Below are 16,300 nucleotides of genomic sequence, written 5' to 3'. Positions count from 1 at the left end.
ATCACATAAAGATGTTAAATGTCCTCTAAGGTACAGGAACGTTCAAACAAATTTCCGTACCTAGATCCGGATTACTGTCAATTTTTAATTCTCCTTTCATTTTGGATGCCCTTTTAACCATATTGTCCAGACCATTTCCGCTGTCGGCTTTTTCTGTCTCAAACCCAATACCGTTGTCCATGATCTGCATTCTGAGCCACTTATCCCTATAGGTTAGTTGAACCTCTGCTCGTTTGGCATGGGAGTATTTGGCGATGTTATTGATAGCTTCCTTAAAAATAAGAAATAGGTCCCGCCGGGCTTCCATATCCAGTTTTAAATCGTTTATTTTATCCTCTACCTCAAAATCAAATTCTATGTTCTTGGCCTCCAGGATGCCTGTGGCATATTCCCTCATTCTTGCAATAACCCTGTGCATGTTGTCGTTGTCCGGTTTTATGCTCCAGACAATATCATCCATGGCCTCCATCATTCTTTGACTGTTGTCCGTAATCTTGGAGAGGTAGTTGCTACTGGTTACTGTATCGCTGTTCATTTTACTCTTGGCCATGGAACTAAGAATGTTTATGGTACTCAAGGTAGAGCCCATATCATCATGCAGGTCCCTGGCTACTTTATTCCTTAAATTTTCAACGGCCAAGATGCGGTTTACCTTAAGTCTGTATATAAAATAGGCCATTCCTACCCCAGTGCATAGGAGCAGGGCCATAAACCACCAGGTACGATAAAAGGGAGGGCGTATCCTAAAGTCGATGCTGGTAATTTCATCCGGTTCCAGACCTTGGAGGTTCATGCATTTTACCTGAAAGGTATATTTTCCTGAAGGCATGGTGGTATAGGTGGCGGCCATATCCATTTCGGCCTTTACCCAGTCTTTGTTCACCCCTGGAATGCGATAATAGTACTGTAATTTTCTTTGTTGGGAAAAGCTTAAGGCGGAAAAATAGAAAGTAAACGAGTTTTGATAATGATTGAATACGATTTCTTTTTGGGCCATGATCGAATCCAAAGGCATATAAGTATTAAAGAGTTTAAAATCGGTAATGTTTACCTTGGGCGGTTTTTGTTTATAATTTAGTTTTTCGGGTGAAAAGCCAAAAACAACATCTTCCCCTCCAAACCATATCTCCCCGTTTTGCATCATCCATTTGGCACTATTGGTCTTTTCCGCATAGATAACGCCATGAAGGTTGTTATAGGAACTTATGATGTTTTTTTCATAATTATAGCTGCTAAGGCCATTACTGGTTATCATCCAGGCTATTCCTTCCCTATCCAACATTAACTGTAATACCCTGGATCCATAGAGTCCGTCGTAAGATGTAATTTTCTTTACCTCGGAGGTGTTGATGTTAAGTATGTTCAATGCTTCGGCACCCACCAAAAAAATACTGTCGTTATATTGTTGGATATCGGAAACGGTATTGTCCATTATCCCATAATTATCGTTGAATACTGTATTAAAATGAAATAAGATTTCGTTGGTTTCCACATCAATTACATAAACACCTTGCTTATGGGTCCCAACCCATAACCGCCCCTGCAGATCTATATATAGTCTATAAATAATGGTGTTGAAATTGTGGAGTTCTTCAAAACTGGTATCGGTAATGGGGTCGTTCTTTTTCCATTTTACCAATAGCCCACTTTGCGTTCCAAACCAAAGATTTCCGTTATGATCCTCCTTTACCTGCCGTACTGTAGATTGTTTAAATATGGGGGGATGTAACCAATGTAACGCCTTTTTGGTATTTGCATCAAAAACGGCCAGTCTACCCCCCTGACAGGCAGACCAAATGTGTCCCGATTCACTGTGCTGTTGAAGGTCCCAAATGGAAGAATATAGAGTGATGGATTCCGTTCCCAGACCCGTATAGGGGTTTCCTCCCAGTTTATTGAAATTCTCGTCATAAAAAAGGATACCCTTGCCCCATGTACCAATCCAATTCTCCTTGGTCTTGGTTTCCAATATGGCATTTACTGGAGAGTCCAGTCCAAGACCATCTATCACCACAAGGCTATATACATCCTTTTGATTGGGATTTATAACATACAGCCCATTTTCCGTACTAAACCAAATGTTGCCCTCCCTGTCTTCAAAGAGATGCCTGGCCTGATTACATCTAATATCGAACTCCAGGGGGTTGGCTTTGAAATGTTGATAAAAACCTTTCAAGTCACTATCATAGCTCAATAGGGAATTCTCACCCCCGATCCAAATCTGCCCATTACGGGTCTCTAAAATTTGCTTTAGAACGGTATATTTTTTTGTGGTCGTATGGTTTCTTAAGGTATCTGTGGGATATTGATTTGTTTTGGGATCGAAATGCAGGAGAACAGGGTGTTCCCGATGGGAATTAAAATCCCAATAGGTTAGCCACCAAGTGCCTTTTTGGTCCTTGATGAAATCTACGGAATTGGTAATGGCCTTGTTGTTCAGTATTGGTATGTCCTCCGGATTGTTGAGTCGGTGAAAGACCTCGTCTCTAGAACTCTTGTATACGGCTAGCCCCCGTTCACTACAGATCCAATATTCTCCAGTATGCCTATCTTCAAAAAGGGAAACGACGCCCCAACCTCTAGGAATCTTTATAGGTAAATTGGACTCTACAAAGGCGTTGGATTTGGCGTCGTACCATAAAAGACCATATTTTGATACACATAGAAATACCTGCTTCTTACTATCTATAAACAGTTTAAATTCCGACCTTGGGGGAATGCTCCCATAACTTCTAACGGGTACCGGAGTATAATGAAAATCCACTGTGTTGAATTTTCCTATCTGGCCACCCTGCAATAACCAAAGATTGCTATTGCCAGCATCTAAAATTTGATCCACACCCAAGCTTGGTGGTAACTGGTAATTTTCGGGACCGGCATATGAAATGAATTTTCTCCCATCAAAGCGCTGTATGCCCACCTCCGTGCCTATCCATAGAAATCCGATGGAGTCCTGCCAAACACACTTAACTTTATTGGTGTTCAGACCATCCACGGTAGAAAATCTATTAAAGACATAGGAATTTTGTCCAAATAGAAAGGCTTGGAAACATAGTAAACAATAAAGGATCCTTATGCCCATGCAGCCAGGTGGTTTATTATAAAATTACGTAAAGATTGGATATCCCAAGTATAAAAAAAACGGATATTACACCTTGATAGGCCGGTCATTTTCCGCGACTTGGAATCCAAGTTACTTTTACAATAGAAAGGTAACCCCGAGCTCAATTAAAAAGTTGATAAGAATTTGAAATAATGTAAGCATGATTGTTTTTGTTTAATTGATTTTATTAGTGAAACTCAATTTTGAGAAGTCGGTAAGACACACTTAAAATTGCAAGTTGAACTAATCCCGCCTTTTACGGCGGGATCTAGGTTCAATACCTCTACCCTAGGGTCGATTCCTATTATTGGGTTCAGGGTCTGCCTTTGTCGGCAGACAGGCTTGCCTTTGTCGGCAGACAGGCTTGCCCTGAGGTTTAATACCTTTTATTGATTGATGAATAACTCCATTTTTATTTTATTGATTCAAGGACCATTTTATTCAAGGATTTAATTGAGTTCCCTACCTGAAATTTAAAAGGTAAACAACAGTACAAATATAGTTTTGGTTGGTCGTCCTTGAAATAGCATAAACATGTGAAAAATACCCCATTGGTACATATAGTAAATGGGTCACTTTTAGTGCGCTCGTGAAAATCTGGGTAATACATAGGGTTTCTCATAAAATATCACATTCTTATGTGATTGTTGGGTATGCCGGATCCTGTGATCTTTGTTTTTAGATAATGCTTTTACCAAATATAGAGGTAAGGGATTGGTTAATTATTTTAAAGCTATGGAACCAAAATTATTATGGCATTTGGTGCTCTTTATGACCCAAATTATAGGTGCCCCAGTGGTGGATGCCCAAAGCGCCATGGATCCCCCACAATTAAAGGAAGACTTTGAACTTTTCAGGACGGCCTTGGAGGAGGCCCATCCCGGTATTTACCGGTATGAACCCAAATCATCAATGGATTCAGGCTTTGAGACAATTTTTAAGGAACTTGATCAACCACTTAGCCAACAGGAGTTTTATAAATTATTGAACCCTATATTGGCAAAAATTGGATGTGGCCACACCAAGTTAATACCTTCGGAGGACGAGGGATTTATGTATTATTACAATACGGCAGCCCTATTTCCTTTAAAACTTTTTCTAGAGAATAACAGGGCCTATGTTCACTATAGCTATGATTCTAACATTACATTGGAGCCAGGTACCGAAATTACAGCCATTAATGGAATAGCTATGGAGGAGATAATTGATGGCTTAATGAACAATCTGTTTTCTGACGGGCGCAATCAAACCTTCAAGTATCAGGAGCTTAACAGGTATTTTAATGCCTTATTTTCCAATTTCTATTTGGAGGAGGGCAAATCCCACAGCCATTTTGATATCACCTATATGCGGCGAGGTAGGAAGGTCAAAATGAAGTTGCCTACGGTTCCGGTTCAAAAGGTAATGGAAAGGGATACTGCCCAATATAACAACTTACCCTATCAATTGGAATTTAAGAATGCGAAGACGGCCGTTTTGACCATACGTACCTTCTGGCCAGATGAAAGGAAATATAATTTTGAAAACTTTCTAAAGCAATCATTTACGGACATCAACACCAAAAATATTCAAAATTTGATCTTGGATTTGAGAGGCAACGAAGGAGGGAAGGATGCCTATGGAGCACTATTGTTGTCCTATTTGGTAAATGCCCAATTTAGGTATTATGACAAATTGGTAGTGGCAACCAATGAAAGGTTTTCATTTGTAGACCACGCACAACTACCGGATGGATATGAGCAGTTAAGGACAATGATAACCCAAACTGCAGACGGGGAGTTCCGTTGGGAGCACAATGTAAACCTGCAGCTACAAATACCACAAGAGTATCCTTTTATGGGTCAGGTATATGTACTAATAGACGGAGCCAGTTTTTCAGTAACTTCTGAGTTCTGCGCCGTGGCAAACGATCTGGATAGGGTCAGTTTCATTGGGGAGGAAACAGGAGGTGGATATTATGGGAATAATAGTGGAGCCTTTGCCATAGTTACGCTCCCGAACTCCAAGATGAAATTGGGGATTCCTTTAATGTCCTATTACACAGCAGTAAAAGATAATCAATTTACAGATAGAGGAATTGTTCCTCATTACCAAGTGCAACCTACAATAAAGGGGATTTTATCTGGTAAGGACGAAATTATGGAACAGACCATGAAAATCATCCATAAAGGATAAGTGCGGTACCTGCTGGGAAACAATATAGAAATTTAATAAAGTATGCTAGCTAATATGGTCATAGAAACAGTTAATTTGAGGTTGGTTCCGTGTAATGCCCAAATGCTTAAAATGGCAATTAAGGGAAATAAACAACTTTCTAACTTTTTAGGAGTGTCCCTAGCGGAGCAGTGGACTGCATTTGGGGTAGATGCTTTGCAGTATGCTCTGGACCAAATTTTAGACAGGCCAGGGGAATTGGGGTGGTGGACCTATTTTCCAATTCATAAATTGGATAATATGCTGATTGGAAGTGGTGGATTTAAGGGAAGTCCAACTAAGGAAGGTAGTGTTGAATTGGGTTATGAAATTGCTCCGAAATATAATAACAGGGGGCTGGCTACTGAAATGGCAAGTGGATTAATTTTGAAGGCGTTTACGGATAATCGGGTCAAATCAATTTTGGCACATACCTTGGGTCAATCAAATGCATCCACAGCAGTTTTAACAAAATGTGGTTTTACTAAAATAGAAGAAGTTGAAAGCTGTGAAGATGGCTTTATTTGGAAATGGGAGTTAATGAGGCCTTAATTAATAGATGTGGCCGTTACTTTTTGCTAAGAGCCAATTTCTAAATGAAAAATATCTCCTTTAGTTTTAAATTTACCTTATGGAAAAAAGAAATTTGGTCTTTATAGCCACTAGCTTGGACGGTTATATCGCTGAAGGGAATGGTCCTTTGTATTGCTGCTATTCCCAATCCCGACCAATCGGATGTGGGCTTATATGAATTTATTAGTGAAACTCAATTTTGAGAAGTCAGTAAGACGCACTGAAAATTGCAAGTTGAACTAATCCCGCCTTTTTCGGCGGGATCTAGGTTCAATACCTCGACCCTAGGGTCGATTCCTATTATTGGGTTCAGGGCCTGCCTTTGTCGGCAGACAGGCCTGCCTTTGTCGGCAGACAGGCTTGCCCTGAGGGTTAATACCTTTTTTATCCCAAGGGGATGCCTTGGTGATGGCTGTAAAACGTATGAAACAGTCTGTGGTTTTGGAGGGGGTTGGCCTTACGCCAAGCCCAATTTTATAGTGATCGGCATCTTGGAAGTATTAGTCGAGGAGTATAGGGGCAAAGCCTAATTGGACAAAGGGAATTTAGCGGAAACCTTGGTGAAAAGACATAAAAGGGGATACCATAGGCCCTATTTAGATGGAGGGATAACAATCCAGAACACTTAAAGAAGATCTCATTGATGAAATGATCATTACGACCATTCCTATAGTCTTGGATGGGGGGAAGTAGGTTGTTTTTCAAACTTCCCACAGAATGGGAATTTACTTGGGTAGCTTCAAAGGTCTTTTTGAATTAGGTGGTTCAAAATCATTACCGGTGCAAGGGATAGATTATGGCACCTAATTCTATCAATATTGCTGAAAATTTTAAATTTATTTTTAAAGATACCTTTTTCTGCGCTCAGGGGTGTTACTGGATTTTTTTTAAGGATTTTAAGCTGAGGTAAAATATACCGTGAAGATGTTTTGAGGTTTTCCTATCTTAGGACCATAAATTCAATTATTGAATGTGGCTGTTGCAAGGCAGCTTTCCTAAAAAATCGTAAATGCGTTTAAAATTATTTATTGCCTTAATAATTGGTACCCTATTCAGTACCCAAATGTGTAATTCCCAAGAAGAAATTCTTTATAAAAAAGTGGATACGACCCATTTGTTTTTGGAAGTACATTATCCACCCAATATGGATTCTTCCAAAAATTATCCGGCCATGGTCTTCTTTTTTGGAGGGGGTTGGGTAGGGGGGAAAAGATCCCAATTCTTGAATCAGGCCAAATATTTTGCCAGAAGGGGCATGGTTTGTTTTTTAGCGGACTATCGTACCTCAAAAATAAATGGAACAACTCCCTTCGAATCCTTGAAGGATGCCAAATCGGCTGTTAGATTTATAAGAAAAAATGCCAAAATATTCCATATAGACAGCACCAGGATTATTGCTTCCGGTGGGTCTGCAGGCGGACACTTAGCGGCCGCAACGGCTTTTATTGAAGGGTACAATGATTCTGCCGATGACACCTCCATTAATTCCATTCCCAATGCCTTGGTGCTTTTTAACCCCGTAGTGGATAATGGTCCAGGGGGGTATGGGTACGAAAGGATAGGGGATGCATATAAAGATTTTTCGCCTCTCCACAATATTAAAAAGGGGGCTCCCCCAACCATCATCTTCCAGGGAACCAAGGACCACTTGATTCCAGTGGTGACAGCTGAGTATTTTAAAATGGTCATGGAAAAAGTGGAAAGTAGGTGCGATCTTAAATTGTACGAAGGGGAAGGACATGGATTTTTTAATTATGCCAATCAGAAAGCCTACAAAAGTACTGTTGCCGAAGCAGATCAATTTTTGGTGTCCTTAGGGTATTTAATGAAGGAACCAATAATAAATATTGACTAATAGATAATTTTAGATCAGAGAACTAAAGGATATTTATGAATTGGATTTTTTTAATCATTGCAGGCCTTTTTGAAGTGGCTTTTGCAGCCTGTCTTGGAAAGGCCAAAGAGTCTACCGGCGCAGAAGCGACTTATTGGTACATTGGTTTTTTGCTTTGTTTGGCTATTAGTATGCTGCTGTTGGTGAGGGCAACACGCGAATTGCCAATAGGTACCGCCTATGCCGTATGGACGGGAATTGGGGCGGTAGGGACCGTATTGGTGGGTATTCTGGTATTTAAAGAGCCGGCCACCTTTTGGAGGATTTTCTTTATTACAACCTTAATATGTTCCATTATTGGACTGAAGTTTGTTTCCAATTAATACCAAGGGTATTCCCTATCTAGAACTGGAACCTTACTTTGGACCCGTAAATTTGTTTGTTTTTTTAAATGGATCCATCGAATCGGCTTTTCACAATTTAATAGATACACACTCATAGCGGGCTATTTTTTTGTTGTCGATATATTCTGTATTCAGAAATTCGAATAGGGGGTTAGCACCTTTTTTAATCATCTGTCCACTCGGCAACCTAACGAGGACCAAGAACCAATTAATTAAATCGAAAACGTTAAATACAAGAAAAGCCATCCTATTGGGTTATTCTTTTTTAATTTTATACTCCAAAATTGTTATAGTTAGTGTACGCCATAATTGAAACAGAAACTACCGGATTGCGGGGAGAGGATAATAAGATTACCGAAATCTGCATCCTTATTCACGATGGCGAAAAGATAATAAAGGAATTTTCTTCTTTGGTAAATCCCGAAGTTTCCATTAAATATAGGGTGTCGCGTCGCAATGGTATCAATAATGATAAGGTGCGGACCGCCCCCAAATTCTATGAATTGGCCAAAGAAATTGTAGAACTTACCAAGGACTGTATTTTTATTTCCCACCATGTAAATTTCAATTTCAACGGTATAAAAAATGAGTTGGCATCACTAGGAGCTATATACAAACGCAAAAAAATATCGACGCTTAAATTGTCCCGTAAACTAATTCCTGGACAACAAAGCTATAGTTTAGGGGCTATGTGCAATCATTTAGGAATTAATGTAGGTCATGTACAAAGCGCATTGGATAAAGCAAAAGCCACGGTTGGATTATTGGAAAAGCTTTGGGATTTGGACACCAATGGTGTATTTAATTTCATGTTGGGTCAAAAATCCGGAGATTCGGGAATACCGCCTCTTTGGCCCAAATCCGTAGTGGCCGCCCTTCCCAATATTACCGGGGTGTATTATTTTAAGAATGCGGAGGGAAAGATTATTTATGTGGGCAAGGCCAAGGATATTAAACAACGGGTATTGAGCCATGTCTATAGTAAGGCGCATAAAGAAATGCGGCTTTGTTTTGAAACAGTGCACATAGACTATACCCATACGGGCAGCGAATTGGTAGCCCTGTTATTGGAGTCGGATGAAATAAAAAAACACCTCCCTAAATTCAATCGGGCGCAAAAGCGGATCGGTTATAGGTATGGGATAGGGGCAAAAATGGACAAAAACGGGATTACAAATCTATTTTATGATCGATTGGGCAAACTAAAATCGCCATTGGTCTGTTTTTACAACCAAGGGGAGTGTAGGTCATTTTTGGAGGAATTGTGCGAAACTTATGAACTGTGTTCCCTACATTGTAATTTACAGCAGATTTCAGGTGCCTGTTTTCATTTTCACATTAAAAAGTGTCATGGTATTTGTCTGGATATGGAACCGGCGGAATCTTACAATAAGCGGGTGGAAAAAGCCTTGATGCCATTAACTGAAGATAAAAATACCTATTTGATTAAAGCAGAGGGAAGAAACATGAATGAGAAATCGGTTATTATGGTGGAAAAAGGGGTATACAAGGGGTTTGGATTTTTGCCCAAGAAAATAAAGATGAAGGGCCTCAAGGAATATGATAAGTATATTACTCCCATGGCCGATAACAACGACGTGCAAAAAATACTTAAAAGATATTTAAGGAGAGGGGATGGGAAGTTGGTACTTATTGACTATTACCAAAAGGTAGATGCCAATAACGAAAATCCTTAACCTACGGATTCACAAGTGGAAATGTAACCAGAAAGACTTCTTTTCATCAAAATAAGGTAACTACTTATTTTTAGAAGATGGGCTTTACATTTCCTTATAGCGTGAAAATTTTAGAAAAAAAATATCTCAACCATAACGTAATCCGTTTTTGCGTTCAAAAGCCATATGGATATGTCCATAGGCCTGGACAGGCCATAGAACTAAGTATAGCAAAGCCTGGATATGAACTTGCGATTGCCCCCTTTACTATAACCAGCCTTAGTAGTGATCCTCACTTGGAACTGATCGTAAAGATTAACCAAGAGGTGGACAGCCTTACCTATGGTATGTCTACATTAAAGATTGGGGAAACCTTGCAAATTACGGAACCATGGGATTCCTATAATTACAAAGGTCGCGGAGTTTTCATTGCAGCAGGCACAGGAATAACCCCTTTTTTACCTATTTTAAAAGAACTTGAAGCCAAAGGTGAGGATCTGCTAAAAGAACATGTTTTACTATATGGCAATCGGACTAAGGAAGATATCTTGTTTTATGGGAAATTGAAGAAGGTTTTGGGAAGGAATTGCATCCATATCCTTAGTAGGTCAAAATCTCCAAATTCCATTTATGGCAGGATCAATATGGATATCTTAAAAAAAAATATCAAGGATCTACATCAGCAATTCTATATTTGTGGGCCCAGATTGTTCGAGAAGGACATTAGCAAACAGCTAATTGCCATAGGTGTTAAAAAAAGATACATCCAAACAGGTAATAAGTTCTAAACCCTAGGAAAATTTATATAAGCGGTTCATATCTACTTATAAAAAAAATGCCCATCAACATATAGGATTAATCCGAATGTCATGGGCATTTTCAACACTAGCCAATAAGTAAAAAGAGCAACTAAAACTATATTGATTTTAAATATTCCTCTAAATCGGTTTTATCTTGAGCGGTTAAATCCAATTGAAAGTGGGTATCATAATGGTTAATGACGTCGTTGAGGGTCGCAAATCTACCGTCGTGATAAAATCCACCCTGCATTCTGGCAAAGAGTCCTCTAAGCGGAGTTGTTCTATACAATCCAGTGGGCGATCTTTTTGCCTCAAAGTCGTCTATACCAATTTCCTCTGCGCTATGAAGGTTATATCCGGCATCGGTAAATATGGGGGCTATGTGGCAGCTGGCACAATTTGCTTTGCCATCGAACAATTCTTTGCCTCTTGCTGCGGCCGTGGCATCGTAGCTCCCCTCCGGAGGTGTTGGTGCTGTTAGCGAGAGCTGATAGGCCTGTAAACCTGGAAGCTTGGAAGTTATCAAATCTTGGTCGTTCACAATGTTTCCAAAATTGTTTTCTGCAGCTATTGGGAATTGGGGAGCATTATCCAGTCTAGAGTCGGTAAAGCTACCTTGACCGTGCATTTCCAAGTTGGCTACAAAGGCATTCCAATAAACCATGTCTCCCCATCCAGTATAGGTTGCTAGGTTTACACCTTGCAGTCCATATGCGGCTGGTAGTAGGTTGGCAGCAATACTTCCGTCCGGACGTAGTGCTTTACCGTCTACAAAAAGTCCTGCATTGAATTTTCCAGGTCCCCATCCATTAAGTACAGTTTCTACGGTGGGTTCATCTACATGAAGTAAATCCGCCAAGAATTTCTTGTTGTCGGTTAAATTTACAATACCTCCTACGTTAAGGTCCCTATTGGGATAACCGTCCAGACGTTTTCCTATACCATCGGTAAATGAGTTGTCTACCGTTGAATGGCACAATGCACAATTGATTCCCACTGCCGTCATAGTACCGTTATCATCAAAGGTTCCTTTAACCCCCACAACAGCGTTCAATTGAAGCAGTGCAATGGTGGTTGCCGGATCATTAAGATCTACTTGGTCTGCCTGAATTGCCGCTACCAATTCTGCAGGTAAGGCCTCGGAGTCTACTTTTAATCCTACTCCCAAAGCGGTAGCAGGACTAACCCCATCCCCGTAACCGCCATTGGCTTCTCCAAGTATGGCCTTGTCCAAATGCAAAATTCCGCTCCAAAAGGCTTCATCCCCAAAGGTGTCATATCTAAAGATTTGTTTCCCCTCAGCTACCAATGCAGGGTCAAGATGAAGGGCCAAGGTGTCCGTTCTGGTTTCTATAATAGTGTCGTTTACTATTTCCGTAATAGTTTCGGTTATGGTTTCTGTCTTGGTACAACTGATAAGGATATTGAGGGTTATCAGTAGGCTTAGTAATTTGAATGAATAAAGTGCTTTCATTTGTCGTTATTTAATTGTTTTACATTTGGATGTAGAAAGCACTTCAGGGTTACAAAAAAAAGAAAAGTTCAATGGGTAATGGATTTAAGATATTGATTTTGAACCTTGCCTTTACGGAATTTTCCCGAAAAAAAGTTGGTATTGGTAAGGCTATTGGTATCGCTTACACCTCTCGATGCCACACATAAATGCTTTGCTTCTATTGAAATGGCAATGTCATCGGTATGCAGTAAATTCATTAGCACGGTTCCCAATTCCATAGTTAATTTTTCTTGTACGTGCGGTTTACTGGCAATAAATTGAACGATTCTATTAATTTTGGAAAGTCCAATTACGCGATTCGTTGGGTAGTAGGCAATGCTTGCTTTACCAAAAAAAGGTACAAAATGATGCTCACAATAGGAGTAAAGCGTTATGTCCTTGATCAGGATCATTTCATCGTATTTGTAGTGGTTCCCGAAAAATGATATTTTGGGAAAATTGGTTTCGTCCAGGCCTTTAAAGGCTTCATTAATATACAATTTGGCCACCCTTTCAGGGGTATCCCGCAAACCAGGGTCTTCTAGATTGAGCTCCAAGGTTTCCATGATCTTTCTAAAATGAAAGGCTATGGTAGCAATTTTATCCAATTTATCGTCTGAAATATTTATTGGTACTTGGTCTTGAATTTCTGCCGACAAATTTACTCTTCCGTTTGTTTCCATGTTTAATAGCCTGTTTGTATGTTTTTCTTTTTAGCGCCGGATCTAAGGAGTTCTTTTTTCACACTTTCCATAAAGGCATTAGGTCCACAGACATAGAAATGTTGACCGAACCCCTCAACTTTCGACTGTAGGTAGTTGTAATCAATGATGCCGTAATCGAAATCAGTTGTTTTCTCTTCACTTAGGATAATGTGTAAATGGCTCTTGAATTGGTCGGTTAGTTCCTCATGAAGAATTATATCCCCAACACTACGATTGGCATATATCAACCCGTGATTTTTCAATTGTCTGTTTTTATTTAAATCCCGGAACATTGGAATGAATGGAGTTATGCCCGAACCGGCGGCAATAAAGCAGCCCTTTCCTTGGTATTCATAGGAATCCCAGGAGCTGGTGATAATCATGGAATCTTTTGGGTTTATTTTGGACAGAGCTTCCGTTAGGCCATGATGCTTGGGGTATATTTTAATGATAAGCTTTAATTGATCTTCCTCTGGTAAGCTTACAAGGGTAAAAGGGGCATACTGACTTCTGTATTGTGGAGTGTTCAGGGTGAGTTCAATGGCTTGTCCGATTTTGTGGGTAAATCCTTCAGGCTTTTCAAAAACCAACAATATTACATTATGTGTAACCAGGATTTTTCTAGAATTTTAACTGTATAGTTCACAATTGAATTTATTTAAGGGATTAAAATATTTTATAAAAGCACTATTTTGTATATTGTAATAACATGATTATCTGTGTGTTATGTTTTTTTTTGAAACTTGTGTTTAAGGATAATTACCGTATGATTTGATGTGAAATATGAGATTGGGTTACAAAATTTTGTAACCTTTTTTACCACTTGGCATCCAATACTAAAACAATGATAATGGACAACTGTAAACCCATAAAAATGATGGATATGTCTTCACAGCTAACTATGGCAGATTACATGGTGGTTCAGAAGGTACTGGAAGGAAATACTGAGTTATTTGAAATTCTTTTAAGGCGCTATAATGAACTGCTGTATAGAACAATAAGGAGTTATTTGGACAGGCCCTCGGATATAGATGATGTAATGCAGGATACTTATATTAAGGCGTTCCAAAAATTATTTCAGTTTAAAAATGAGTCTTTGTTTTCCACTTGGTTAATACGGATAGGAATAAATGAGGCGCTGCAGAGAAAAAGAAAGTCCAAGAAGTATCACATGTTGGATATCGGTAACGAAAAAGGTATCGATCAAATTGCTGATATATCTATTATGAATCCTGAAAGAAAAACTATGTATGCGGAATCGGTACAAATTGTTGAAAAGGCAATAGACCTTCTACCAGAGAAATATAAGATCGTATATATGCTGAAAGAAGTTCAAGAGTTGGGGATTTCTGAAATCTCGGATAGCCTGGGATTAAGCAATAGCAATGTGAAAGTGAGGCTTCACCGGGCCAGGAACATGATGAAAGATACGATTATGAAGTTTGCCGATGCCAAAAATGCCTTTGAGTTTGGTAATTCCAAATGCGATCGCCTAGTGGATCAGGTAATGGCAAAGATTCAAAAACTTAGGGGGCATTAAAACAATTGACATGGGGGAGATTTACCAACATTTTTGTAACCCCAGCCGTGTTCTTACATCTAAAGGGCATAATATTAAAATAATAGAATTATGAATGCAAATGCACAATTTGTTAGTAGCATGCTGAAGTTTACGTTTGGATTGGTTCCTATAATTGCCGGTTTGGATAAGTTTACCAACATTCTGGTGGATTGGACAATATATTCCTCGTCTGGAATGGTAAGTTTATTGCCTTTCGATGCAAATACTTTTATGGGAATTGTTGGGGTAATTGAAATAGGTGCCGGAATTTTGGTTTTGGTGAAACCTTTTATAGGGGCTATGGTCGTTTCGGCCTGGTTGGTCCTTATAGCTTTGACACTTATATTTGGAGGTCAATATTTGGATGTGGCGGTTAGGGACGTGGTTATGGCGATCGGCGCATTTTCCCTTGCTAAATTATCCAAAAGTGGGGCTTAGCAGGTTCTGCAGAATGTTTTATCAAGATTGGCCATAAAAGGCTCAATATATATCCCCTAGTTGTATACAACTAGGGGATATTTTTGAATCGTTTTCTTTGTAAAGGATCGCGATCATAACATCATAAGTCTATTGTAGACTTCAACGTTCTCATTAAGAGTCTTTAATATTTTTTGCCGATCGGAGTTCCCTAAATAATAAAACACCAGAGTTATTTAAACCGGTGTAATATTATAGCTAGGTTATAAACGGAAAGCTTCAATTGATAAATATTCCAATATGAAATGGAAATATTTGTGACATTGTTGATGCATTATAAAAAAAAGCCAATAGAATATGTTCTATTGGCTTGGTAAAGATTGGTTGGTTAATTGGTATTATTTAAAGTCGGATACTTTTAATTGTTTTTCATCCCAGTATTCATCTGTCCTGAATTCATAGGTGGTAGGATTATAGGAACCTACCAATTCTACCTTGGTTTTGGTAGGTACTGGTAGATCCAGTGTCCAATATACGGCATTTACGACTAATCTCCGTGTTCCTTCAATTGTGAAATCTACTGCGGAAAAGGCGGTAGATGTAAAGGCTTTTCCTTTTTTTCCTCCTGGTACTTGATAGGTTTTCGTCCATGCCACAGGCATTAGGGGCGCACTAACATCCTTACCGGAATGGTTGGTTTTGGCAGCTTCGTCATCTGTTGGTCGCATTCCATAGAATATATCATTTTCGTCGAATTCGCCTTTTCTGTTCATTACCTTTCCATAAATTATTGGCTGGGAATCCCCGGACATCGGTAAGCTTACTTCATAAACATCGGCAGAGGCCCAAACATCCCCATCAGCGATACTATTTGTAATTCCAGTAGTTTTCCCTGCATCGGCTACAAAACCTTTGGTGCTTTGTTGTTTGTGGTGTCCGTGGTGGCTCACCCATTTTTCACCTAGAACAAGTTTGCCAAATCCACCGTGCCACTCCTCTATATCTCCTTTATAGGAGTTTCCGTAATGTTTGTAACTGGAGACATCTTCCTCTTTAAAATTAAAGGCATGTGTTGCCGTTCTTAGTCCAATGACTGGTTTACCTGCCATAAGATAATCATCAATATGTTTCATTTGATCATCGGGCAAGGCTCTGAACCTTGTAGAAATAATCATTAGGTCGGCACTGTCAAGGGCTTCCAATCCAGGTATGTTTTTTGCATAATTGGCATCTATAATCCCTGGGTGGGCCGGGTCTTGCGCGAACAACACCGTACAGTTAAAACCATGGTGCCGGGAAAGGATTTTTGCCAATTGCGGCAAGGATTCCTCGGAACGGTATTCTTCATCGCCCGAAATAAGGACTATGTGCTTTGCATTCTTATCACTACCTTCAAAATTAAGCCATTGTTGTGGGGTATCGGTTGTAGCCTCGGTTGCGGTTTCATTCGTTTTTGCCTCTTTTTGCTCTTTACAGGCAAACATTAAAATGCAAATAAGGATAGGTAATAGATTTTTCATTAAATTTTTTTTAATTAATT

Annotated in this window: 13 protein-coding genes; 8 read left to right on the top strand and 5 right to left on the bottom strand. The window is 39.4% G+C overall.

The genetic code is table 11. The annotated features are described in order from the left end of the window. Window positions 1-25: 25 nt before the first annotated feature. On the bottom strand, window positions 26-3,082 hold the full coding sequence (locus tag C7972_RS10125) for a two-component regulator propeller domain-containing protein (RefSeq protein WP_110356040.1): 3,057 nt from the start codon (window positions 3,080-3,082) through the stop codon (window positions 26-28). Window positions 3,083-3,838: 756 nt separating this feature from the next. On the opposite strand from C7972_RS10125, the gene C7972_RS10120 reads away from it, so the two are divergent. The 6 genes from C7972_RS10120 (at window position 3,839) to C7972_RS10085 (ending at window position 10,571) form a co-directional block, all read left to right on the top strand. After that, window positions 3,839-5,278 carry a S41 family peptidase gene (locus tag C7972_RS10120; protein ID WP_146216301.1) on the top strand — a complete coding sequence of 480 codons (1,440 nt, stop codon included), beginning with the start codon at window positions 3,839-3,841 and terminating at the stop codon, window positions 5,276-5,278. A 111-nt stretch (window positions 5,279-5,389) separates the two neighbouring features. Beyond that, the gene (locus tag C7972_RS10115) at window positions 5,390-5,848 is read left to right on the top strand and encodes a GNAT family N-acetyltransferase (RefSeq protein ID WP_181422853.1); all 459 of its coding nucleotides are present in this window, start codon (window positions 5,390-5,392) and stop codon (window positions 5,846-5,848) included. A 1,030-nt stretch (window positions 5,849-6,878) separates the two neighbouring features. Continuing rightward, the gene (locus tag C7972_RS10100; protein WP_110356036.1) at window positions 6,879-7,724 is read left to right on the top strand and encodes an alpha/beta hydrolase; all 846 of its coding nucleotides are present in this window, start codon (window positions 6,879-6,881) and stop codon (window positions 7,722-7,724) included. Between the two features lie 35 nt (window positions 7,725-7,759). Further along, entirely contained in the window at window positions 7,760-8,086 is a 327-nt protein-coding gene (locus C7972_RS10095; RefSeq protein WP_110356035.1) for a multidrug efflux SMR transporter, read from the top strand. A gap of 317 nt (window positions 8,087-8,403) precedes the next feature. Further along, entirely contained in the window at window positions 8,404-9,804 is a 1,401-nt protein-coding gene (locus C7972_RS10090; protein ID WP_110356034.1) for an exonuclease domain-containing protein, read from the top strand. Window positions 9,805-9,905: 101 nt separating this feature from the next. Continuing rightward, complete coding sequence (locus tag C7972_RS10085; RefSeq protein WP_181422852.1) at window positions 9,906-10,571, top strand: flavodoxin reductase; 666 nt, start codon at window positions 9,906-9,908, stop codon at window positions 10,569-10,571. A gap of 127 nt (window positions 10,572-10,698) precedes the next feature. On the opposite strand, the gene C7972_RS10080 is transcribed toward C7972_RS10085, so the two are convergent. The 3 genes from C7972_RS10080 to C7972_RS10070 form a co-directional block, all read right to left on the bottom strand. Next, window positions 10,699-12,057 carry a hypothetical protein gene (locus tag C7972_RS10080; RefSeq protein ID WP_110356032.1) on the bottom strand — a complete coding sequence of 453 codons (1,359 nt, stop codon included), beginning with the start codon at window positions 12,055-12,057 and terminating at the stop codon, window positions 10,699-10,701. Between the two features lie 68 nt (window positions 12,058-12,125). Beyond that, a complete protein-coding gene (gene folE / locus C7972_RS10075; RefSeq protein ID WP_110356031.1) occupies window positions 12,126-12,761 on the bottom strand; it encodes a GTP cyclohydrolase I FolE in 636 nt (211 codons plus the stop codon). A gap of 2 nt (window positions 12,762-12,763) precedes the next feature. Next, on the bottom strand, window positions 12,764-13,396 hold the full coding sequence (locus tag C7972_RS10070) for a hypothetical protein (RefSeq protein WP_258364819.1): 633 nt from the start codon (window positions 13,394-13,396) through the stop codon (window positions 12,764-12,766). A gap of 236 nt (window positions 13,397-13,632) precedes the next feature. On the opposite strand from C7972_RS10070, the gene C7972_RS10065 reads away from it, so the two are divergent. Beyond that, the gene (locus tag C7972_RS10065) at window positions 13,633-14,322 is read left to right on the top strand and encodes an RNA polymerase sigma factor (RefSeq protein ID WP_258364814.1); all 690 of its coding nucleotides are present in this window, start codon (window positions 13,633-13,635) and stop codon (window positions 14,320-14,322) included. A gap of 90 nt (window positions 14,323-14,412) precedes the next feature. Further along, on the top strand, window positions 14,413-14,781 hold the full coding sequence (locus C7972_RS10060; RefSeq protein WP_110356029.1) for a hypothetical protein: 369 nt from the start codon (window positions 14,413-14,415) through the stop codon (window positions 14,779-14,781). A gap of 377 nt (window positions 14,782-15,158) precedes the next feature. On the opposite strand, the gene C7972_RS10055 is transcribed toward C7972_RS10060, so the two are convergent. Then, a complete protein-coding gene (locus C7972_RS10055; protein WP_110356084.1) occupies window positions 15,159-16,280 on the bottom strand; it encodes a hypothetical protein in 1,122 nt (373 codons plus the stop codon). Window positions 16,281-16,300: the final 20 nt, after the last annotated feature.

The sequence above is a fragment of the Arenibacter sp. ARW7G5Y1 genome, assembly GCF_003201775.1.
GTDB lineage: Bacteria > Bacteroidota > Bacteroidia > Flavobacteriales > Flavobacteriaceae > Arenibacter.
The sequence above is the reverse complement of the archived record's forward strand: the minus strand, read 5'-3'. Positions and strand labels throughout refer to the sequence as shown.